The following is a 20,313-nucleotide window of genomic DNA, read 5'->3' as shown; positions in this document are numbered from 1 at the left end:
AAGGGAAGCCCTTTTCAAAGGGTTCCCTTCTCCCCTTCCCCCGGCCGCCGGAGGCGCGGCTACGCCTTCGGCTTTTTCTTCGGAGTATAGGAGCACAGGGGCTCCTCTTTCAGGTAGTGGCCCTTCATGGTCTGGGCTCGGGCGCGGCAGCCGCCGCAGACCTTTTCGTATTCGCAGTGGCCGCACTTCCCGTCGTAGACCTCGGGGTTGCGCAGGTTGAGGAACTGCTGGGATTTTTTCCAGATATCCGGGAAGGGGATGTCGCGGACGTTGCCGCAGTCCAGCTCCAGGTAGCCGCACGGCTGCACCTGGCCCCGGTGGGAGATGAAGCAGAAGCCGATGCCGCCGAGGCAGCCGCGCGAGACCGCGTCCAGGCCGAAGTGCTCGAAGTCGACCGGGACGCCCTCCTCCTTGGCACGCTGGCGCAGGATGCGGTGGTAGTGGGGTGCGCAGGTGGCCTTGAGCTGCATGTCGGTGGTCTTGCGGAAATCGTAGAACCAGTTGAGCACGTCCTCGTACTCCTCGGCGGTGATGATCTCGGTGCCGAGCTCCACGGCCCGGCCGGTGGGCACGAGCAGGAAGATGTGCCAGGCGGACGCGCCGATCCTTTCGCAGAGATTGAAGATGTCCTTGAACAGGTGGAGGTTGTTCTTGGTCACCGTGGTGTTGATCTGGAATTCGATGCCCACGTCCTTGAGATACTGGATGCCGCGCATGGAGGCGTCGAAGGCTCCGATCTCGCCCCGGAATTCGTCGTGCTGGGCGGCCTCGGGGGCGTCGATGGAGATGGAGCAGCGCTCCACGCCCGCGTCCTTCATCTTCTGCGCGGTCTCCGGGGTGATCAGCGTGCCGTTGGGGGCCATGACGGGGCGCATGCCCTTGGCCTTGGCATAGGCGATCAGCTCGTAGACGTCGGCGCGCATCATGGGCTCGCCGCCGGTGAAGATGATGATCGGGGAGCCCACGTCCGGGAAGGTGTCGATGAGCGCCTTGGCCTCGGCCGTGGACAGCTCGCCCTCGTAGGGCTCGGGGTGCGCCTCGGCCCGGCAGTGCTTGCAGGCCAGGTTGCAGGACCGGGTCACTTCCCAGGCGATGAGCCGACAGATGGGGGTGACGCCGTCGTCGAGGTATTTCTTGGGCGCGTGCTCCGCGCCGGGGTGCATCTTGCCGTGGGGGTGGCCGCCGGCCTGCATGCCCGGGTGTCCGCCGGGATGGCCTTCGGGCGGACAGCCTGTCATGGAACCGGGGTGGCCTTTGGGATGTTCGCTCATATTATTTCAATACCTTGAGTACGTCTTCGGTGAAGTAGGACAGGATCATGTCCGCGCCCGCGCGCTTGAAGCCCACCAGGGATTCCATGACGATGGACTGCTCGTCGACCCAGCCGTTCAGGGCGGCGGCCTTGATCAGGGCGTATTCTCCGCTGACCTGGTAGACGGCCACCGGGGTGTCGAAATTGTCGCGGACCAGCCGGACGATGTCCAGGTAGGGCTGGCCGGGCTTGACCATGAGCATGTCCGCGCCTTCCTCCAGGTCGGCGGCCGCCTCGCGCATGGCTTCGCGCACGTTGGCCGGGTCCATCTGATAGGTCTTGCGGTCGCCGAACTTGGGCGCGCCCTCGGCGGCCTCCCGGAACGGGCCGTAGAAGGCCGAGGCGTACTTGACCGCGTAGGACATGATCGGGACGTTGATGAAGCCCGCTTCGTCCAGGGCGGCGCGGATGGCGGCCACGCGGCCGTCCATCATGTCGGACGGGGCGATGATGTCGGCCCCGGCCTTGGCCTGGGACACGGCGGTCCGGGCCAGCAGGTTCAGGGTCGGGTCGTTCTGGACGTACTCGTTTTTGACCACGCCGCAGTGGCCGTGGGAGGTGTACTCGCACAGGCAGGTGTCGGCCAGGACGATCAGTTCGGGCCAGCGGGCCTTGAGCATGCGGGTGGCCTTCTGGATGATCCCGTTGTCGTCGTAGGCCCCGGAGCCCATCTCGTCCTTGGTCCGGGGGATGCCGAAGAGCATCAGCGCCTTGAGTCCGTTGTCCACGGCCTCGGCCACCTTGATCTCCAGTTGCTTGATGGAGAGCTGGTATTGGCCGGGCATGGACGGGATTTCCTTCTTGAAATCCTCGTCGTCGGTGTCGATGACGAAATAGAGCATGACCAGGTCGTTGGCCGTGACCTGGTTCTCCCGCACCAGTTCGCGCATGGCCGGCGAGGTCCGCAGCCTGCGTCCGCGATAGAAATCCGTGGGTATCATTATTTCGCTCCAGGAAAGAGATTCAGTTTGACTACTTCTATACCTGTCCGCGCCCATCCCGCAAGTTGGTGCAACAATTCGTGTCCGAAGTCGGGAGCGTCGTGGAACGATTCGAAAGAAAGGCCGGGACCCCGCCTTGAGAGGGGAGGTCCCGGCCTTGGAATGGACTGATTACAGCTTCTCGCCGGTGATTTCTTCGTCGGTGAGGTAGCAGGCGGGGTCCTGGGCCCAGAAGTCGCCGTAGTAGGCCTCGGCGCGGGCGCGGAAGTTGCCGCCGCAGATGTTCAGGAAGCGGCAACCGGCGCAGCGGCCGCCCACGTGGGGGCGCTTGTCCTTGAGCTTGTGGAGCAGTTCGATGTTTTCATCGGTCCAGATCTCGGAGAAGGGGCGCTCCAGGACGTTGCCGAAGGTGTGGTGGCGCATGAACTGGTCGGCGTGGACCTGGCCGTCCCAGGAGATGCAGCCGATGCCGCGGCCGGTGGAGTTGCCCTCGTTCATCTTGAGCAGTTCGAGCACCTCGGCGGCGCGCGCGGGGTCTTCCTTGAGCAGGCGGTAGTAGACCAGGGGGCCGTCGGCGTGGTTGTCCACGGTCAGGACCTCCTTGGGCAGGCCCTTGTCGAACAGGGCGCGGGTGCGGTCCATGATCAGGTTGACCACGTCGCGGGTTTCCTGGTGGTTCAGGTCCTCGTTGATCAGCTCGGAACCCCGGCCAGAGTAGACCAGGTGGTAGAAACAGATGCGCGGGATCTCCATCTGCTCGATGAGGTCGAACAGGTGGGGGATCTCCACGGCGTTGCGCTTGTTGATGGTGAAGCGCAGGCCGACCTTGAGGCCCTCGGCCTTGCAGTTCTCGACGCCCTGGAGGGCCTTCTTGTAGGCGCCCCGGACGCCCCGGAACTTGTCGTGGACCTCCTCGTTGCCGTCGATGGAGATGCCCACGTAGGACAGGCCGACTTCCTTGAGCTCGCGGGCCTTGGACTTGGTGATCAGGGTGCCGTTGGTGGAGATGACCGCGCGCATCCCCTGGGCGGTGGCGTACTTGGCCAGGTCCACCAGGTCCTCGCGGACCAGGGGCTCGCCGCCGGAGAAGAGCAGGACCGGCGCGCCGAACTGGGCCAGGTCGTCGATCATCTCCTTGGCCTTTTCGTTCGAAATGGGGTCCTCGTGGGTGCTCGGATCCACGGCGTGGGCGTAACAGTGCACGCACTTGAGGTTGCACCGCTGGGTCATGTTCCAGACCACCACCGGCTTCTTATCTTTGGAAAATTGCAGCAGATGGGACGGCAGCTGCCCGGATTCGCGGTTGTAACGCAAGGCGTCGGAAGCTTCCACGGCGCCGCAGTACAATTTGGAAATGCCTATCATTAATATACCTCTCAGGTGAAATGAAGGTCTCTCAGGTAGCACACAAAATGCGCGGTGTAAAAGACGAAAAAAGAGGCCAGGAATGGCCCCCTGTCGCGTCCCCGAATGCGAAGATAAGAATTATTCTCGAAAAGTCAAGGGGTCATTGAGCGGCCTGGTCCGCCAGTCGGATTTCAACCCTGCGATTTCGCTGCTGATCCGTCGGAGTGGTCCCGTTGGTCAGGGGGCGGGACTTGCCGAAGCCCACCGTCTCGATGAGGTCCGGGTTCACGCGCCACTTGTCCACCAGGTACGCCTTGACCGAGTCGGCCCGCTTCTTGGACAGGGTGAGATTGTACAGGGCGTTGCCCGAGGCGTCGGTGTGCCCGCCGACCACGATGGAGCGGCCCTTGAACTCCGGCGAGTTCAGGGTCTCGCCCAGGGCGTCGAGCACGGCGTATGACTCGGGCTTGATGGTCGCCTTGTCGAAGTCGAACTGGATGTCCAGGTCCACGCCCGAGATGCCGGGCCGGGGCGTCCCGTCCTCGCCGCCCTTGTCCTGGCCGCCCGCCGGGGCTCCGGAGGACACGGCCGGCGCCGGAGAGGTCTCGGGCGGGAGGTCGGAGCCCTGCGCGCCCGTGGTGGGGCCGTTCATGAGCCCGCTCTTCACCGCCTCGGGGGTGGAGGCGTAGGGATAGTTCGCGTCCGGGTCGGGCAGCCACGCCTTGAGCGGGATGGCCATGTCCTTGGCGATGGCGCGGATCATCTGGTCGAACGGGCTGTGCGACATGCGCGTCTCGTGGACCACGACCACGTAGTCGTCGGGGTCGCGCTGCTCGATGCGCGAGGACTGGAGCATGGACCACAACAGGGTGCCGCTACCCGCGGCGTAGACGTCCACCTGAATGGTCACGGCCGAGTCGTCCAGTGTGGTGCCGTCATAAAAATAGGGCACCTTGCCGAGGACCAGCAGGTCCGCGCCGCGCCGCCTCGCCGATTCCAGGGCCGAGGAATATCCCTCATAGCCGTAGCCCGGGGCCAGCTCCATGGTCGAGAACAGCCGCTCTTCGGTCCAGACGTTGAAGAATATCTGTGTGAACGTGGCGGACAGGGCCGTGTGGTCCGCGTTTTCCTGCTGGATGATGAACGGATGGAAATAGGCGGTCAGGGGCGTGTACTGCTTGCCCTTGGGATGGACCGCGACCTGGAGCGCCGATTTCCTGACGGGCGCGTCCGTGTAGATCTTGGTCTGGTCGGTCAGGGAGAAGCTCACGTGCGAGCACGCGGCCATGGTCAGCAACAGGCTGAAAAGTAGAGCTTTTTTCATGACATTCACCGGCTGATGGTTGAACCCGCCCGGAATCTCCCGGCGGGTTTGCGACGGGACCGGAATCCTTGGCGGGATCAAAGCAATATGTATGCCGGTGAATCTACTGGAGGGTCTGGGTGGGCGAGGGCGCGGATTCGATGGATTCCAGGAGCTGCTCGCGCGACTCCTGGAGCCCCTGGCGCAGGAGCAGCTTCTTGCCGGTGGAGAGCTTCCGGAACTCGGGCCGGTCGGCCAGTTCCGAAAGCCTCTCCATCTCGACGACGACGCTGCGGATGAGCTTGTGGATGTCCCGCTCCCTCGGGTTGAGCTGGGAGGCGAGCAGGGCCAGGTCGCGGATCTCCATGGCCATCTGCTTGAAGGCGCGCGGGTCGGTCTGGCGCGCCAGCTTGCGGTGGGCCTTGAAGGTCTCGATCTTGTGCTTGAACCATCCGAACATAGCCTCTCCCTACACGGTGGGCACCTGGCCCCGCATCATGAGCAGGATGAAGATCATGCCCAGCAACAGGGGGATCAGGAGCACGGGAATGACCTTGATGTAGTCCGTCTTGTGGATGTATTTCAAGCCGATGGCGGTCAGGATCAGGCCCCAGACGGCGTACAGGAACATCCATGCCCCCATGAATCCCACGGTGAACATGGGGATGATCCCAGTCATCATGGGCGCGTAGGCGTAGGCCACGGCCCGGAACGACCCTTCGAACCCCTTGTCGCCCGCCTTGAGCAGGCTGAGAATGCCGTGGTAGAACCCGGCGATGAGGAACAGGGACAGGGCCACGAAGGCAGGGGTGAGCAGCAGCTCGAACAGGCCGTTGGTGGCGTCGTAGGGCACGGCCTGGAATCCCTGGGCCGTGATGTCCACGCCCGGGGTCAGCCCGGCCACGCCCCAGGCGTACTGGACCACGGTCTGGATCAGCGAGACCAGGATGGCGAAGGTCAGGGGCTTGGACAGCCCGTTGCCCACGGGCATGACCGAGAAGAACAGGCGCGGCGAGAACAGGACCAGCTTCAGGGTCAGGAACAGGCCGTGGAAGAAGCCGTAGCGGTCCAGCTGCTCGAAGGGTGGCGGCACCTGCATGGGGGCCTCCCCGCCCTCGTCGTCGTCAGCGAACTCGGCCTGCATGGGGTCCGGGAAATCCTCGTTGAATTCCCCGTTCCAGCCGAGCACGGGCTGCTGGTCCTGCGGGTGGGCCCGGCGGTCGTCACGGGGGTCGCCGTAGTGCTCGTCGTAGGGCTCGTCATAGTGGCTTTCGTCCGGCTCGTCCCGCGCGGTGCGTGGCTTGTCCGGCGGGGTCATGGTGTGCAGCCGTTGCCACAGCCCGTCGCCGTTGTCCTCGTCCTCGGGCAGGCCCGGGAAGGTCCGGTCATCGGGCTCGTCGGCCGGTTCGGGTCGGGACGGGGTCGGGCGGCGCAGGCCGCTTCCTATGACGGGCGGTGTTCTGGTCTTGAACCGGGGATCGGCGGTCCTGCGCGCGGCCGCATCGGGGTTGGGCTCGGGCCGGGAGGCCGGTTCCGGGGGTTCGACGGCTTCGGGCTCCTCGATGAGGAACTCCTCTTCCGGCAGGTCGCGGAACTTGAACTTGGTCTGGCATTTGGGGCAGGTCGCCACCTGGGAGCGGGCGGGTATCTTGTTCTCGTCCACCTCGCGGGTGAATCTGCATTCTGGACATATTATCTGCATTGTCTTTCCTTGAAGGACATGAATATCATCGATGATCGGTCGTATACATTTTGTAGGTCAGAATCAAGCTGTCTGCAATGGTCTGCACCGTTAGGCCGGGTTCTCCTCCAGCAGGAGCATGGACAGGGAGCCCACCAGGAAGGTCGCTTCGGACAGCAGGGCGCGCGGGATGGTCGGGTAGTCGTCGCTGAGCACGTGGCTGATCGCGCCGCCCGAGGCCGCGTCGAACCGCTTGAGCTTGGTGGCCAGGGCCTCCGGGGACTTGGTCAGTCGGCTGTAGTGCAGGATGGGCGCGTCCAGCACCAGGGCGGTGCGCCCCTTAACCCCGGTCAGCCGCTCGTGCACGGGCCGGGTGAAGCGCACGCCGGGCTCGTTGCGGAAGAGCCGCAGCTGGAGGTCGGGCCACAGGCCATAGCCCGCCTTGCAGCGGGTTTCGTCAGGGTACAGGGTCAGGCGCGGGAACCAGCAGGCCGTCAGCCGCTTGACCAGCATGCAGGCCGTGAGCAGCCCCCAGACGTCCTCGCTGAAGCGCTCGTCGCCGTCCAGGAACAGGACCCAGTCCCCCTCGCAATCATCCAGCACGCGGTTGCGCTGGGCCGCGAAGTCATCCAGGGGATGGGCCAGATGGCGGATGGGCGCGGCGCAGGCGAAGTCGCGGTCGGGGGCCTCCTCGGCGTCCCAGAAGACCACCACCTCGCGGACCCAGTCCGGGAACTGGACGAAGAACTCGTCGAGCCCGGGCTCGTCCGGAGCCAGGATCACGCCCACGGACAGGTCCGGGGCCTGTACGCCCACGTGGCTCAGGTACGAGCTGTTGATGGCCTGGTGGGGTCTGGCGTTGACGAACAGCCGCTGGAGATTGCGGTACTGCGTGCGGGCCTCCTCGGGCAGGGCCGGGTTCAGGACCAGGGCCGCGTTGTCCGGGCGCGCACCGCCCATGGCCAGGAGATAGAGCTGGGCCCAGGGCGAGGTGTCGGCCAGGACCAGGGCGCGAGAATTCGGGCCGTTCCACGCCGGGTGGGCGGCCAGGAAGGCGCGCGCCGTGGCCGGGTCGGTCTCGCAGACCACCAGCCGGGCCGTCTCGGGCAGCCCGGCGGCCAGGGCCAGGGCGTGTTCGCCGCCACCCAGGCCGAACAGGACCAGGACCTCCCCCTTGCTCTTGTCGAGGATGCGCAGGGAGCGTTCGGCGAAGGCGGCCACCTCGGCCGGGTCGGACGGGGCCGGGGGCGGGACGGTCCCGCCGTCGCGGAATCCGAATTCCAGGACGGCGGCGGTATATTGTTCGATCAATGTCGTGTTCATTGCGGGGTTCCTTTGCGTCGGAGCAGTTCCAGGTACACGGCCTCGAGTTTGCGGGCCACGGTCTGCATGCGGAACAGGCGCGCTGCCTTGTCCCGTCCGGCCAGCCCCATGCGCCGCGCTTCGACGGGATGGGAAAACAGGTACTTGAGGGCCATTGCATACGCTTCCGCGCTGTCGGCCACAAGTCCGGTGACGCCGTGCTCCACCAATTCGAGCTGGGCGTTGTCGCGCAGTCCCTCGCACGGGTGGGTGATCACGGGCAGGCCGCAGGCCATGGCCTCGGCGATGACCAGCCCGAAGGATTCGCCCGTGTCGTTGGCGTGGGCCAGGACCGAGACCCCGTCCAGAAAGGCGGCGATCGCCGTGTCGGTCTCCACCGGATCGTGGAATTGGACGTTGTTCTCCAGGCCGTGTTCGCGGACGAAGTCCACGGCCTCGGGGACGGCCCCGATGACGTGGTAGCGGAAGTCGGGCACGTCGCGCACAAGCTGGGGCAGGAAGTCCAGGGCGAGCCGGGACCACTTGCCCGGATCGGGCCGGGAGATGCGCCCGGCCACGGGCAGGGAGAAGTCCCGCTCCGCTCTGGCCGCCCGGCCGAAGAAGTCCGTGTCCACCGGATTGTAGAGATACGAGTACCGCTGCGGGTCGGGGGCCATGCCCGTGGTCCGGGCGAAGCGGTCCAGACAGAAGCGCGAGACGAACAGGGTGTGGTCGATGATCGCGGCCTGGGGGCTGGGATCGAAGCGGCCGAAGACGTTGGTCTCCACCACCACGGGCACCCGGGCGCGTTTGATGGGCACGAGCAGTTCCGGCTCGGGCCACCCGGCGCGGTGCACGTGCACGATCCCCGGCCTGAGGCGTTCGAGTACGGTCAGCAGGTCGCCCCCGATGAAGGTGTCCACGCCCGCCGCCCGGATCTGCCCGGCGCGCACGCCGTCCTCCGGGCTGTAGACCGCCGGGACGAACCGGGTCGGATCGAGATTGGTCACGAAGAGCTGCATGACCTTCTCCGTGCCGCCCAGGCCCAGGGACTTGACCACGTGGAGAACGCGAACAGGGGATTCAAACATGGCGGAAAGGTGACACATGCCGCATGTGTTGTAAATGACCGTCTATGGTCCAATGAAAACCGGCCCCTTTCGGGGCCGGAGGATCATCGGTTGGCGTTGTTGTAGGCGTTGGCGGCGCGGAATTTGGCCGCTGCGGCCGCGTTGCGGAGCGGGTTGGGCGCAGTCGGCGCGACGGGTTGGGCCGCCGGTTTCGCCGAGGGCTCGGGCTCGGACGCGGACTGGGCCTGCTTGGGCGTCTCGGCCCGCTTCGGGGCCGGAACGGTCTGCATGGGCATGATCGGGGGCGCCTGGGGCGCCTGCGGGGCCTGGGGCGCGGAGGCCGGTTTGGCCCCGGCGGACACGGTGTCGCCGGGAGCCGCCTTGCCGTCATGGATGGGCACGATCTGGGCGTAGGCCGAGCGCAGCCCGTCCAGGATCTTGATGACGTCGTCGATCATCTTGTTGTCCAGGCGGATGTTCGCCTTGACCAGCTGGGTGGTGCAGAACATGTACAGCTGGCCGAGCTTGGGGGTGATGTCCCCGCCCTTTTCCTTGTTCAGGCTCTCGGACAACTCATGGATGATCGCCATGGCCTTGGATATGTAGATGCCCTTCTTGGCATAGTCCCTGTTGTCGATTTCCCGCTTCGCCCGCTTGAGGAATTTGATCGCCGCCTCATAGAGCATGAGGAGGAGTTCCCCCTGGGTGGTGGTTTCGATCTGGGTCGCCAGATATGCCTTCGCTGGGTTGGCCATCAATTACTCCTTACTTTGCAAGCTGCGCCAATGCCGCATCGAGTTGTCCCTGCTTGAGCTGATACTGGCCGAGCAGGGTGTCGAGCCGGGAATACTTCAAGCGCAGGTTGCGTTCCATTTTTTCTATCCGGTCGTTTTCGTAGGTGATCTTGTCGTTGATCGAGTTCATGATGTCGCTATAGTTGTTCTGCAGGACCGCCAGCGGACCGCCTTCATAGGTGAATTTGTTGTACGGCTTGGTCAGGCTGGTCAACTCGTCGATCATCTCCGTGGCCTTGCCCGCCTTGACCGCCACCTTGCCGCTGTAGGTCCCGGCCCCGGTGTTGTTCAGGCGCAGCGCCATGCCGAGCGCGTCGCCGGACAGCCCGGTGATCTCCCAGCCCGATACCGCTGCATCCTCGCCGTTGATGGTCGCGCTGAGGATCTGCGTCCCGTCGCTGACCACCTCGATGTCGTACTCGCCCGGCTTGGTGGTGCCTTCGATGATGGAGTTGAAGGAGAAGTCCGTGGTCCGGCTGACCCCGGTGGGTTCCAGGGCGAACAGTTCGGCCACGGCCGTGGGGTCCTCCTTCAGGGCCTCGTCGAGCTTGTCGTAGTCGATGGTCAGCAGCCCGTAGGTGGCCGATCCCTGTTCCGCGTCGGTCATGATGCCGAACTGGGACAGGGCGGAGTACTTGTCGCCGGACAGCGTGGTCTTGTCCCAGGGCGTGAAGCCCACGCCGATGTTGGCCGTGATGTTCTTCAGGTTCTGGGAGATGATGTCTATGCCGTAGTTGCCTGTGAGGATGGACCCTTTTGTATCTTTTGGGTCGGTCAGCGAATTGCCGCCCGTGCTGGTGGCGCCCTTGCTGTCGTCCACCTTGGTCAGGGCGATGATCTGGGCCCGGATGGTGTTGACCGCTTCCACGAACTTCGTGACGTTGTCCACGATGTCATCGGTATTCGTGGTCACGGTCAGGCTGACGACCGAGCCCGGGGAGGCGTCCTTGAGGTCCAGAGTGAGGCCGGAAATGATGTCGTTCACGGTGTTGGAGCCACGCTCGATCCAGGTCCCGTTGGAGGCCGGGAAGCCGTCCACGCGGATCTGGCTGTTCTGGGCGTTCTGGGTCTCCGTGAAGTCGCCCGCGCCGAATATCAACGAGCCCGCGTTGGATATGACCAGCTGGTTGTCCGCGCCAAGTTCCTTGCCCGCCAGCTGCAGGTGGTAGGACGTGCCGTCGTAGATGGTCGAAGCCTGGATGATCCCCCGCGAATCCGGGTGGTTGTTGATCAGGTCGACGAATCCCTCCAGGGTGGTGCCCGCCTTGATGTCGTTGATGGTGATGGACTTGCCGCCGTAGGAGAAGGTGAAGGAGGTGTCCGCCGAGGTGATGACGGCGTTCAGGGCGCTGGCCCCGGAGTTCGTGATCAGGATGTCGTTGGTGGCCAGCTGGTTGATGACCACGGTGTGGGTGGACTCCAGGGCGTTAGCGTTGGCCGTGGCCGTGAGCAGGTTGGTGTTGGAGCTGGCCACGCCCTTGGTCATGAACTCGTTCAGGGTGTCCATGCCTTCCAGAGTGGTCTTCAGGCTGAGCAACTGGGTGTTGAGCTCCTTGAACTGCTTGTTCTTGAGTTCCCAGGTGCCCTTCCAGTTCTCCAGTCGGGTGACGCGGCTTTTCTCGACATCAACGAGCTTGTTGATGAGCGTGTTGAAGTCCGTCCCGTTGCCCAGGCCGGCAAAGTTGATCGAACCCGATGTATACGTGGTGTCTGCCATGGCTGCATCCTTAATCGGAAGATTTTTCCCATTCCATTAGGTATGAAATGGACTGCAAGCCTGATGCCACGGTATGAGACAAAAATTATCCAGTAAAAACAATGGGCCGGGCCCCATAGGAGCCCGGCCCGAAAGTCGCCTTGAAGCGATGGGATTACCGGCTAGCCGAGCAGGGACAGGGCCATTCTCGGCATGCTGTTGGCCTGGGCCAGCATGGAGACCGCCGACTGGGTCAGGATCTGGTTGCGCACGAATTCGGTCATCTCGGAGGCGACGTCGACGTCGGAGATGCGGGATTCGGCGGCCTGGACGTTCTCGGCCTGGATGCCCAGGACGGTAACGGTGTTTTCCAGACGGTTCTGCAACGCACCCAGGTTGGCGCGGATCTTGTCCTTGGAGATGATGGCCTTGTTCAGGACATCCAGGGACTTCTGGGCCAGCTCCTGGGTGGAGATGGAGCGGCCGGCGGAACCGGTCGCGCCGAGGCCGACACCCAGAGCGGAGGCCGTGGCCGTGTTGATCTGGATGTAGTAGTAGTCTTCCGAGCAGTCGTTGCCGGTACCGAAGTGGACCTTCAGCTTGCCGGAGGCCTTGAGCCCGGAACCGTCGTGGGTCGCGCCGGACAGGTTGCCGTTGAGCAGGTAGATGCCGTTGAAGTCGGTCGAGTTGGCGATACGGGTGATTTCCGAAGCCATGGCCTGATACTCGGAGTCGATGATCAGACGCTGGTCGGAGTTGTAGGTACCCGTGGAGGCCTGCATGGCCAGTTCCTTCATACGGATCAGCTTTTCATCGATAACACCGAGCGCGCCGTCAGCCGTCTGGATGAGGGAGATGCCGTCGTTGGCGTTACGGATGCCCTGCTGCAGGGACTTGATGTCGGAGCGCATGAGTTCGCGGACGGCCAGACCGGCGGCGTCGTCGGAAGCGCGCGTGACGCGCAGACCCGAAGACAGACGGCGGGTGGATGTTTCCAGGCGGCCGTAAGACACACCCAGGTTGCGCGAAGCGTTCATCGCCATCAAGTTGTGGTTGATAACCAGAGACATAATTTCCTCCTTGAAATTGTTTTGGCTTCCATGCCTAGGTCAAATCCCGGGGTCACATTTCACCGGGAAAACCTTCTTTTGTTGCCCACTTCATCGACCTTGGTGAAGAAAACTTTAGGTCGTCTGAACGATTTTTTATTTCTCTGCACACGGAAAAAAGAACCGGCGGGGCCGATGGCGCGCGGACACGGCCGGAGCGCCCGGAAACGGGCGGATTCCGGCGCGGTGTGGCGCGTCGAATGTCATGGAATTATTGGATGAAATTGTATGGTGGGCAGACCTTGCCGATCAGGCGAAGGTTTCGCGCACAATGTTAAGGAGTCTTTGCAGCCGGATTTCGTAGGTGTGTTCGGCCAGAATGCGCCGGGACGCGGCGCGGCTGACGGCCGTTCGCGCCGCCGGATCGGCCGCGAACCGCTCCACCAGGCCGGGGATCTCCTCCACGTCGCGATAGACCGCGGCCTCGCGGTCCAGGTCGAAGAGATCCTCCATCTGCTCGCGGTGGTCGGTCAGCAGGAACGCCCCGCAGGCCGGAACGTCGAAGACCCGCTGGTTGACCGCGCCCTTCATCTGGCGGCTGGTGCAGTTGAAGTTGATGTTTGATCGCGGATAGAAGCGGGGCAGGTCGTCGTAGTAGTCGAGGTTGGGCAGGAGCCGGACGTCCGCGCCGCCCAGAAGGGAGGCCCAGCCGTCGTCGCCCACGATGAGCGGGGAAAAGGGCAGGGTGGCCCGCACGCAGGCCAGGCGGTACTGCCGGGTGGCCTCCCAGGTGAGCAGGGACTCGGCGGCCAGCCGCTGTTCGCGCCGGGGCAGGGCGTGGACGGCCGCGAACCACTCCGGGCGCTCCCGTTCAAGGAACCGGGCCACCGAGGTCTCGCCCGAACCGCCGAAGGCCTCGGCCACGGCCTCGTATTCGCGGGCCAGGGGGGCGGGCAGGCCGGACAGGGCCAGGCTCCTGGCCACGGGCCCGGTCATGGAGCTGCCCACGAAGGAGATGTTCGCCGTCCATCCGGCGGGGGCCGCGCCCACATCCGGCCGGAACCGCTGCGGGTCCGTGGCCAGGGGCAGGTAGTGGACGTGTTTGAAGCCCCGGGCGCGCATGGCTTCGAGGTTGCCCGCGTCGAAGGTGAAGATGGCCGTGTTGTCCGCGCCGGGGTGGTCGTAGTCGAAGAGGATCAGGTGCGGGTTGTCCACGAACCAGGAGGCCAGCGGCAGGCCGAGGTCGTCGAGCAGCCCGGCCAGCTTGCCCTCGCGGTCCAGGCCGAAGTGGTTGACGGTCAGGACCAGGTCCGGGCGGAAATCGACGACCGCCTTGAGCAGTCCCTCGATGAATTCGTTCGAGCCGGTCTCGCGGTCGCCCAGCGGCAGGCTGCGGCGGGCCACGCCCAGCCGGTCAAGGGCGGCCAGGATCTCCCGGCACAGGAAGTAGTCGGAGTCGAAGAAGAGCACGCGCGGGGCCTTTGCGCGGAATTTGGGATAGCGGGCCATGGACCAGAAGTCCGTGGCCGCGCCCGCCTTGAGGGCCTGGGCCAGGCCGCCGTAATAGACCCGGTCGAGCCGCTGGTACAGGGGCAGGACCACCGGCGCGAGCGGACGGCCGCCGTGTTCGGCCCGCCACGCGTTCAACCGGTCCAGGGCCTTGGCCGGGTCCGGGTCGTCCACATGCAGGCAGGTGCCGGCCTGGCCGCGGGCGAGGGCCCCGGTCAGTTCGAGGAGGGCGTCTTCCCGGTCCACCACGGCCACGGGCAGGCCGCGCGCGAGCAGGCGGTCGAGCCCGTGCCCCAGGCCCGCGCCCAGGAGTACGGGCAGGGCGTCGTCCGGCACGGCGTCGGCCAGCCCGGCCTCGCGCGTACGCCCGTCCCGGCCCCACAGGTGCCAGGTCTTGCCCTGGATGCGGATGCGCAGGTCGGCGAGGGTTTCGCCGTCAAGGACCGGTTCGGCGGTGTACGGGGTGGGGCTCATGATCTGGACCTGTACTGCATTCGGGGCCCGCCCGGCAAGGCCGGAACGGAAAGGGCCGCCCCGGCTTGCGCCGGAGCGGCCCCGTCGTGCGTGCGGAGTGCGGTTATTCCTTGGAGCCGCCGAACAGCCCCTTGATGGCGCCGCCCACGGACTCGCCGGCCTTGCCCGCGCCTTCCTCGACCGCCTTGGACGCGCCCTCGACGGCCTTGCCCACGGCTTCCTTGAGCTGCTTGCCCACCTCGGTGACCGTGCCGGTCACGTCGCCGGTCAACTGCCCCAGAATCTGGGCGAACGCTTCGGCCGGGGTGGTCTCCTTGTCCTTGCCGATGTCCTTCAGGTGGATGTCGGGCAGGTCGATGCCCATGCCCTGGTCGCCGAAGGCGTCGAGCAGGGAGCCGCCCAGGTTGATCTTGCCGTTCTTGACGATGAAGTTGTTGATCTGGATCGTCTTCTCGGAGCCGGTCTCGGACTTGGCCTCCTCGGTCTTCGTCGTGTCGGCTTTCTTTTCCCCGGCCACGGTCTTCTTGATGTTGTTGACGATGGTCTGGAAGTTGTCGGTGTTGCCCCGCTTCTCGTAGCTGATGACCGGGCTGTCCACGTAGATTTCGTCGATGATGATCTTGTCCTTGGTCAGGGAGTCGGTGTTCACCTTGACGCGGATGGTCCCGCACTCGATGGCGCTGGGCATCTTGAATCCGGCGGGGTTGCCCAGGTAGAAGTCGGACAGGGTGCCGGACCCGGACAGGACCGAGATGTCGGCCGAGCCGAGGCGGACCTCGGTCTTGGTGATGGGCGGGCCGAATTCCTCCACGGCGGTCTTGATCAGGTCGCCGAGATTGAGGATGACGAGCACGATGGCCGTGATGAGGCCCGCGACGATGACGCCTGCGCCGATAAGGATGTATTTTTTCATGGCGACTCCTGTCTGGTTGAGTGTGGGACTACTGGGATACGATACGGCATTTGTGATGTCAGGGCAACATCCTATCGGGAATGTTGCGGAAGTTTTGGAAAAAAAATGTCGGCCATGTGGCGCATGTCTTGGGTGCCCGCGCCGCGCCTGCCCGAGTCCAGCGACGGCCCGATCTCGGGCAGGACCTGTCCGGCCCCGTCGAAGACCGCCGGCTCCAGGCGGCGGCACAGGGCTTCGGCCCGGTCCGCGGCCCGGTCCATGAACTCGCCCAGGCTGTCCTCCCGGACCTCGTCGGACACCGGGTCGTGGTAGCGGATGGGACCGGTGACGCGGTCGGCCTGGTCGAGCCACTGGGGCGCATAGAACAGGGCGGCGATCTCGCGGGCCGTGTCCGGAAGCCAGATGGACGCGGTGTGCAGGCTCGAAGCCAGCCAGCGGACCGGGAACAACCCCTGGAATCCGGCGAAGACCCTCAGGGCCGAGGCCAGGGCCGGACCGGCCTTGTCCGGTTTGATGCCCGCCAGGTCCGCCATGCCGCTCAGGGGCAGGGCCTCGAACAGGGCCGGGCCCAGGGAGGCGATCTGGTTGCGGATGCGGTACAGCGGGCGGCCGATCATCTCCGGGCAGGCGGTCATATCCATGAGCGACTCCAGGGCGCGGTGGCGCTGGCGGGCCAGGGACTTTTCGCGCCTGGAGGCGGCGTAGTAGTCGCCGGTCAGGTGCCAGACCATGGGGTGCATGACCGTGTCCGCCCACAGGTGGGAGGCCATGCCGACCAGCAGGGCGGCGGCCAGGCCGGGGTCCCGGGCCTCGGCGGCGTGCCGGGCCTGGAGCCGGAGCAGGGCATAGGTGTCCTCGCCCCGCGCGCCGTGGATGCGGTGGGCCATCCGGGCCATGGGCAGGGCGCGGGGCGTGGCCCCATAGAACAGGGCGTCGTGCAGCACCGCCCCGAGGAGCATGCCCTGGGGATGGGCCGCGAGCCCCGGCGCGAACCGGGTGTCGGCGAGCCGGGCGGCGGTCCTTTCGGCGGTCTTGAAGTGGATCAGTTCCTTGGGCATGGCGGTTGGTTTAAGGTTTGCCTTTTGGCCATCCTACTTGATACCGTCCGCGTGGCAACACAAACTTGAACCCGTCGAGGAGACGATGGTCAAATATCTCATCAACGAGGAATACGACGTGGAGGAGCCCGGCGCGGCCAAGGCCTTCGGCCGGGGCGACAAGCGCGAGGACTACGCCGACCCCTGGCGCGAGACCGGCAACGCGGTCCTGATCGGGCTGCCCGGATCGGGGCGGGCCGAGCTGGCCCGGCTGTTGTCCGGGCGCACGGACAAGTCCGTGGTCAGGCCGACGGACGCCAAGTCTGCGGCCGAGGCCCTGCGGGGGCGGGGCGCGATCATCGTGCTCGACGACCGGCTGGTGGACGACCCCGAGGTCCGGCCGCTCATCCACGGCGCGGGCAAGGTCTTCTACCTCATGGCCGACACCCGCCTGCTCTCGGACCGGGTGGCCGTGCGCGAGGGGCTTGAGGGGGACGAGGCCGCCGAGGACCTGTGGCGGAACCTCTCGGCCCGGCTGGCTGAGGTGGAGCCGACCTTCTACGGCGTGCTCCATTTCATATTACAAGGGGCGCAGTCCCCGGAAGATCTGGTGGACGACGCCCTGGAGAAGATCGGCTACTAGCCGGTCGCCGGTTCGGGCTGGTGACAGTCCCCGCCGATTGCGGTAAGCAGAAAGACCTTTTCACCTACATATATATTGGAGCAGACTACATGCCCGAAAAGCAACTCAGGGTCGAATGCCTGGCCATGACCCCCGACGCCCTGTCCCTCATCTACGCCGCGTTCAGGCAGTGCTACCACGCCGGGTTCGTGGCCGACATGTGGCCCCGGCTGCTCTCCGGCGAGATCGACCCGCAGGTCCAGGCGGACTTCGTGTCCAAGACCATGGAGTCGGGCCACGACAGCCCCATCGAGCACGTGTCCATGACCTTCGCCGTGGAGGGCATCTCCAGGGCCTGCTCCCACCAGGTCGTCCGGCACCGCATCGCCTCCTACTCCCAGCAGAGCCAGCGCTACGTGGCCGAGAACGACATGGACTACATCCTGCCCCCGGCCATCGCCAGGATTCCGGAGGCGAGAGAGCGGTTCGAATCGTTCATGGCCGAGGTGCAGTCCGCCTATACGGACCTGCGCGACATCCTGGTGGCCAACGGGCGCAAGTCCAAGGCCAACGAGGACGCCCGTTTCGTCCTGCCTCAGGCTGCGGAAACCAAGATCGTCCTGACCATGAACTGCCGCAGCCTGCACCATTTCTTCCATCTGCGCTGCTGCAACCGCGCCCAATGGGAGGTCCGGGCCATGGCCGACGCCATGCTGGCCATCTGCAAGGACAAGCTCCCGGCCATCTTCGCCAACGGTGGAGCGCGCTGCGAACAGCTCGGTTATTGCCCGGAATCACCCAAATTCGCCTGCGGAAAATATCCGACCCGGGACTGCCAGGGATAGATTTTTTCCATAGCCTGGGATTTTTTCCCACCGCCGAGAGGCCTCGTCCTTCTTGACGTTTCGGTTACAGTTGTTTTTTTGTTTTTTAATCCGGTTTGTTACACCTGTTCCTAACGCACATGCCCCCGGCAGCCCTAGAGGCGCGGGGGTTTTGCGTCATATTGCCGTGGCCGGGTCCGACGCCGGATTTGTGTAGGAATGATTGTTGTTTGGTATTACTCTTTTATTCCAATAAGTTACGCAAATATGCCCTAAATTACTCCCGATTGCGTAGGATACAGGTTGTCACAAATCCCAAATGAAGGACAAGGAAAAGAGTGTAAGGGTGACTAATCTGGCAAAATATGGTTTCGCTACTGTTGAAAAGCTTATCAACAGCTGTTGAAAGTGTTGCTCTCTAGAGAAATTTGAGAGCCTGAAAACCCTTGTTACACCGGTGTTTCAAACCTCCGGAGCCGAAAACGTCGGCGTGCTGTGGGTTTTATTGTAAATTGATATATTACAGTATGTTATCGCCTCAATATGCTGTCGATAACCTGTCCGAGTCTTGGCCGTTTCATTGAATAACGCGAATTGTCCATTCCCTCCCGATACACTATCTCACACAACATGATCGACACTGCCTGGAAGCAAATACTATTCTCTCTCGAGAAGAGCCTTAACCCTGGTCTCTTCACTGTCTGGATTAAACCACTGCAAGGTCGCGTGGACGGTAACCGGCTTACCCTGACCGCGCCCAACGAGTTCGTGGCCAACTGGGTCCGCGACCGCCTGCTCCAGGTTATCCGCGAGTCCGCCGCCGAGGTCCTCGGCGCGGAGCCCCGCATCACCATCAACATCGGCGCGCGCCAGCCGAACCCCAAGGCGGCTCCCGCCGTGGGCAAAACCAAGGCCGTCGCGGAGCGGGCGCCCCAGCACATGGGGCTTCCCCTGAACCAGTCGCTCAAGCCCGTGACGGTCTCCAACTGGCGTTTCTCCTTCGACGATTTCGTGGTCGGGCCGTCCAACGAACTGGCCTGCGCGGCCAGCAAGTCCATCGGCTCCACCGCCTTCAATTCGGACCATCTCTTTCTCAGCTCCGGACCGGGCCTGGGCAAGACCCATCTGCTCCAGTCCGTGGGCAAGGAACTGTGCCGCACGGCCAACCGCAAGAACATCAAGGTCGCCTGCCTGTCCTCCGAAGAGTTCGCCACCCGCTGGGTGCTGGCCTTCAAATCCGGCCAGGTGAACCAGTTCAAGGCCCAGTTCCGCGAAGCCATCGACGTCCTGCTGCTCGAAGACGTCCACTTCTTCCAGGGCAAGGAAAAGATGCAGGAGGAACTGCTCTGCACCCTGACCGCCCTGCGCGAGCGCGGCTGCAAGGTCGTCCTGACCAGCTCCTTCATGCCCAAGGAATTCAACAAGGTGGATGACCGCCTGGTCTCCCGGTTCTGTTCGGGCTTCCTGGCCCACATCAACCGTCCGGACATGGAGACCCGCCGCCGCATTATCCTCGAGAAGGCCCGACGCATGCAGGTCGCCGTGCCCGGCGAAGTTTCCGAGCTCCTGGCCGAGCGCATCACCACCGACATCCGCCAGCTGGAGAGCTGCCTGAACAACCTGATCCTCAAGGCGCGCCTGCTCAACCGCGACGTGACCATGAACCTGGCCTGGGAAGTGCTCGAGAACTACGCCGTGCGGAACGCCACCCCGGACATTGCCCACATCATCCAGTTCATCTGCAAATGCTACGAGCTGTCCGAAGATGAATTGCGCTCCAAGAGCCGCAAACGCGACGTGGTCCTGGCCCGCAACACCGCCTTCTACCTGGCCCGCAAACATACCGAACTCTCCCTCAAGTCCATCGGCGAACGCCTGGGCCGCAAACACTCCACCGTGCTCAAGGGCATCACCAAGGTGGAACGGGAAATCTCCCTGCAGACGCCGCTGGGACGGCAGATCGAAAATACCACCCAGCGGCTCACGCCGTAATAAGCCCCCCGCATGTTCTCCCGGAGCCGCCCCTTGGTCGACCTCGAGAGAATATTCAAGGCCGGTCGCAAGACCGGCCTTATCTTTTTGGGATGCCTCCGGCGGCCGGGGCGCTGCCCCGGACCCCGCCAGGGAACCTTTTGAAAAAGGTTCCCTGGACCCTCCAAAACTTTTTATGTGCCTTCGGCAGGGTCGTGCGTGCGCGAATTGGCGTGCCTTTTTTTGGATGTGAGGATTCCGAACATCGTGACGGATGCGGCAAGTCGCTTCGCCCACCGCCATACGCGCGGATGCGCATACAAAAAGTTTAGGAAGGGAAGAGGGGATGGGGGTCCGGGGGAAGGGGAGAAGGGGGTACAGCCCGGGTACATAGGTAACACATTAGCCCGGGAACATGGGTAACACTTTGGGCATGAGAGCCTGGAGGTGCCCATGCCCTGGAATGAG

At 64.3% G+C, this 20,313-nt stretch carries 17 protein-coding genes; 3 read left to right on the top strand and 14 right to left on the bottom strand.

The window, feature by feature from the left end:
* Positions 1-59: 59 nt before the first annotated feature.
* The 14 genes from ahbD to AB6M95_RS16095 form a co-directional block, all read right to left on the bottom strand.
* Positions 60-1,271: a heme b synthase gene (ahbD, locus tag AB6M95_RS16160; protein ID WP_371387782.1), complete on the bottom strand. Its 1,212-nt coding sequence runs from the start codon at positions 1,269-1,271 to the stop codon at positions 60-62.
* A gap of 1 nt (position 1,272) precedes the next feature.
* Positions 1,273-2,253, bottom strand: coding sequence for a porphobilinogen synthase (hemB, locus tag AB6M95_RS16155; RefSeq protein WP_371387781.1), 981 nt, complete (start codon positions 2,251-2,253; stop codon positions 1,273-1,275).
* A 171-nt stretch (positions 2,254-2,424) separates the two neighbouring features.
* A complete protein-coding gene (gene ahbC, locus AB6M95_RS16150) occupies positions 2,425-3,618 on the bottom strand; it encodes a 12,18-didecarboxysiroheme deacetylase (RefSeq protein WP_371387780.1) in 1,194 nt (397 codons plus the stop codon).
* 142 nt (positions 3,619-3,760) lie between these two features.
* A complete protein-coding gene (locus AB6M95_RS16145; RefSeq protein ID WP_371387779.1) occupies positions 3,761-4,924 on the bottom strand; it encodes an OmpA family protein in 1,164 nt (387 codons plus the stop codon).
* A 103-nt stretch (positions 4,925-5,027) separates the two neighbouring features.
* Positions 5,028-5,363 carry a hypothetical protein gene (locus AB6M95_RS16140; protein ID WP_371387778.1) on the bottom strand — a complete coding sequence of 112 codons (336 nt, stop codon included), beginning with the start codon at positions 5,361-5,363 and terminating at the stop codon, positions 5,028-5,030.
* 9 nt (positions 5,364-5,372) lie between these two features.
* Entirely contained in the window at positions 5,373-6,605 is a 1,233-nt protein-coding gene (locus AB6M95_RS16135; RefSeq protein WP_371387777.1) for a YIP1 family protein, read from the bottom strand.
* Between the two features lie 90 nt (positions 6,606-6,695).
* Positions 6,696-7,907, bottom strand: a complete 1,212-nt coding sequence (locus AB6M95_RS16130; RefSeq protein ID WP_371387776.1) for a glycosyl transferase family 2 — start codon at positions 7,905-7,907, stop codon at positions 6,696-6,698.
* Complete coding sequence (locus AB6M95_RS16125) at positions 7,904-8,977, bottom strand: glycosyltransferase family 4 protein (RefSeq protein ID WP_371387775.1); 1,074 nt, start codon at positions 8,975-8,977, stop codon at positions 7,904-7,906. Before AB6M95_RS16125 ends, AB6M95_RS16130 begins: the two co-directional genes overlap by 4 nt.
* 83 nt (positions 8,978-9,060) lie before the next feature.
* The gene (gene fliS / locus AB6M95_RS16120) at positions 9,061-9,711 is read right to left on the bottom strand and encodes a flagellar export chaperone FliS (RefSeq protein WP_371387774.1); all 651 of its coding nucleotides are present in this window, start codon (positions 9,709-9,711) and stop codon (positions 9,061-9,063) included.
* 10 nt (positions 9,712-9,721) lie between these two features.
* The gene (gene fliD / locus AB6M95_RS16115) at positions 9,722-11,467 is read right to left on the bottom strand and encodes a flagellar filament capping protein FliD (protein WP_371387773.1); all 1,746 of its coding nucleotides are present in this window, start codon (positions 11,465-11,467) and stop codon (positions 9,722-9,724) included.
* Between the two features lie 161 nt (positions 11,468-11,628).
* Entirely contained in the window at positions 11,629-12,516 is an 888-nt protein-coding gene (locus tag AB6M95_RS16110) for a flagellin N-terminal helical domain-containing protein (RefSeq protein WP_371387772.1), read from the bottom strand.
* 288 nt (positions 12,517-12,804) lie between these two features.
* Positions 12,805-14,478 (bottom strand): CgeB family protein, encoded by a 1,674-nt coding sequence (locus AB6M95_RS16105; RefSeq protein WP_371387771.1) that lies wholly within the window; start codon positions 14,476-14,478, stop codon positions 12,805-12,807.
* 103 nt (positions 14,479-14,581) lie between these two features.
* A complete protein-coding gene (locus AB6M95_RS16100; RefSeq protein WP_371387770.1) occupies positions 14,582-15,391 on the bottom strand; it encodes an AsmA family protein in 810 nt (269 codons plus the stop codon).
* A 71-nt stretch (positions 15,392-15,462) separates the two neighbouring features.
* Positions 15,463-16,449 (bottom strand): zinc dependent phospholipase C family protein, encoded by a 987-nt coding sequence (locus AB6M95_RS16095; RefSeq protein WP_371387769.1) that lies wholly within the window; start codon positions 16,447-16,449, stop codon positions 15,463-15,465.
* Positions 16,450-16,534: 85 nt separating this feature from the next.
* On the opposite strand from AB6M95_RS16095, the gene AB6M95_RS16090 reads away from it, so the two are divergent.
* The 3 genes from AB6M95_RS16090 to dnaA all read left to right on the top strand — a co-directional run bounded on the left by AB6M95_RS16090 (position 16,535) and on the right by dnaA (position 19,866).
* Positions 16,535-17,071 carry a hypothetical protein gene (locus AB6M95_RS16090; protein WP_371387768.1) on the top strand — a complete coding sequence of 179 codons (537 nt, stop codon included), beginning with the start codon at positions 16,535-16,537 and terminating at the stop codon, positions 17,069-17,071.
* Positions 17,072-17,160: 89 nt separating this feature from the next.
* Positions 17,161-17,895 (top strand): FAD-dependent thymidylate synthase, encoded by a 735-nt coding sequence (gene thyX / locus AB6M95_RS16085; RefSeq protein WP_371387767.1) that lies wholly within the window; start codon positions 17,161-17,163, stop codon positions 17,893-17,895.
* Between the two features lie 609 nt (positions 17,896-18,504).
* On the top strand, positions 18,505-19,866 hold the full coding sequence (gene dnaA / locus AB6M95_RS16080; RefSeq protein WP_371387766.1) for a chromosomal replication initiator protein DnaA: 1,362 nt from the start codon (positions 18,505-18,507) through the stop codon (positions 19,864-19,866).
* The last annotated feature ends 447 nt before the right edge of the window (positions 19,867-20,313 follow it).

It is taken from the genome of Pseudodesulfovibrio karagichevae (assembly GCF_041414475.1).
GTDB lineage: Bacteria > Desulfobacterota > Desulfovibrionia > Desulfovibrionales > Desulfovibrionaceae > Pseudodesulfovibrio > Pseudodesulfovibrio karagichevae.
This window is presented reverse-complemented; position numbering and strand designations above follow the sequence as displayed.

What these genes read in the sequence shown, in the direction of transcription:
- ahbD (WP_371387782.1), bottom strand. Translation starts at nt 1,271, where the DNA reads ATGAGCGAACATCCCAAAGGCCACCCCGGTTCCATGACAGGCTGTCCG.
- hemB (WP_371387781.1), bottom strand. Translation starts at nt 2,253, where the DNA reads ATGATACCCACGGATTTCTATCGCGGACGCAGGCTGCGGACCTCGCCG.
- ahbC (WP_371387780.1), bottom strand. Translation starts at nt 3,618, where the DNA reads ATGATAGGCATTTCCAAATTGTACTGCGGCGCCGTGGAAGCTTCCGAC.
- AB6M95_RS16145 (WP_371387779.1), bottom strand. Translation starts at nt 4,924, where the DNA reads ATGAAAAAAGCTCTACTTTTCAGCCTGTTGCTGACCATGGCCGCGTGC.
- AB6M95_RS16140 (WP_371387778.1), bottom strand. Translation starts at nt 5,363, where the DNA reads ATGTTCGGATGGTTCAAGCACAAGATCGAGACCTTCAAGGCCCACCGC.
- AB6M95_RS16135 (WP_371387777.1), bottom strand. Translation starts at nt 6,605, where the DNA reads ATGCAGATAATATGTCCAGAATGCAGATTCACCCGCGAGGTGGACGAG.
- AB6M95_RS16130 (WP_371387776.1), bottom strand. Translation starts at nt 7,907, where the DNA reads ATGAACACGACATTGATCGAACAATATACCGCCGCCGTCCTGGAATTC.
- AB6M95_RS16125 (WP_371387775.1), bottom strand. Translation starts at nt 8,977, where the DNA reads ATGTTTGAATCCCCTGTTCGCGTTCTCCACGTGGTCAAGTCCCTGGGC.
- fliS (WP_371387774.1), bottom strand. Translation starts at nt 9,711, where the DNA reads ATGGCCAACCCAGCGAAGGCATATCTGGCGACCCAGATCGAAACCACC.
- fliD (WP_371387773.1), bottom strand. Translation starts at nt 11,467, where the DNA reads ATGGCAGACACCACGTATACATCGGGTTCGATCAACTTTGCCGGCCTG.
- AB6M95_RS16110 (WP_371387772.1), bottom strand. Translation starts at nt 12,516, where the DNA reads ATGTCTCTGGTTATCAACCACAACTTGATGGCGATGAACGCTTCGCGC.
- AB6M95_RS16105 (WP_371387771.1), bottom strand. Translation starts at nt 14,478, where the DNA reads ATGAGCCCCACCCCGTACACCGCCGAACCGGTCCTTGACGGCGAAACC.
- AB6M95_RS16100 (WP_371387770.1), bottom strand. Translation starts at nt 15,391, where the DNA reads ATGAAAAAATACATCCTTATCGGCGCAGGCGTCATCGTCGCGGGCCTC.
- AB6M95_RS16095 (WP_371387769.1), bottom strand. Translation starts at nt 16,449, where the DNA reads ATGCCCAAGGAACTGATCCACTTCAAGACCGCCGAAAGGACCGCCGCC.
- AB6M95_RS16090 (WP_371387768.1), top strand. Translation starts at nt 16,535, where the DNA reads ATGGTCAAATATCTCATCAACGAGGAATACGACGTGGAGGAGCCCGGC.
- thyX (WP_371387767.1), top strand. Translation starts at nt 17,161, where the DNA reads ATGCCCGAAAAGCAACTCAGGGTCGAATGCCTGGCCATGACCCCCGAC.
- dnaA (WP_371387766.1), top strand. Translation starts at nt 18,505, where the DNA reads ATGATCGACACTGCCTGGAAGCAAATACTATTCTCTCTCGAGAAGAGC.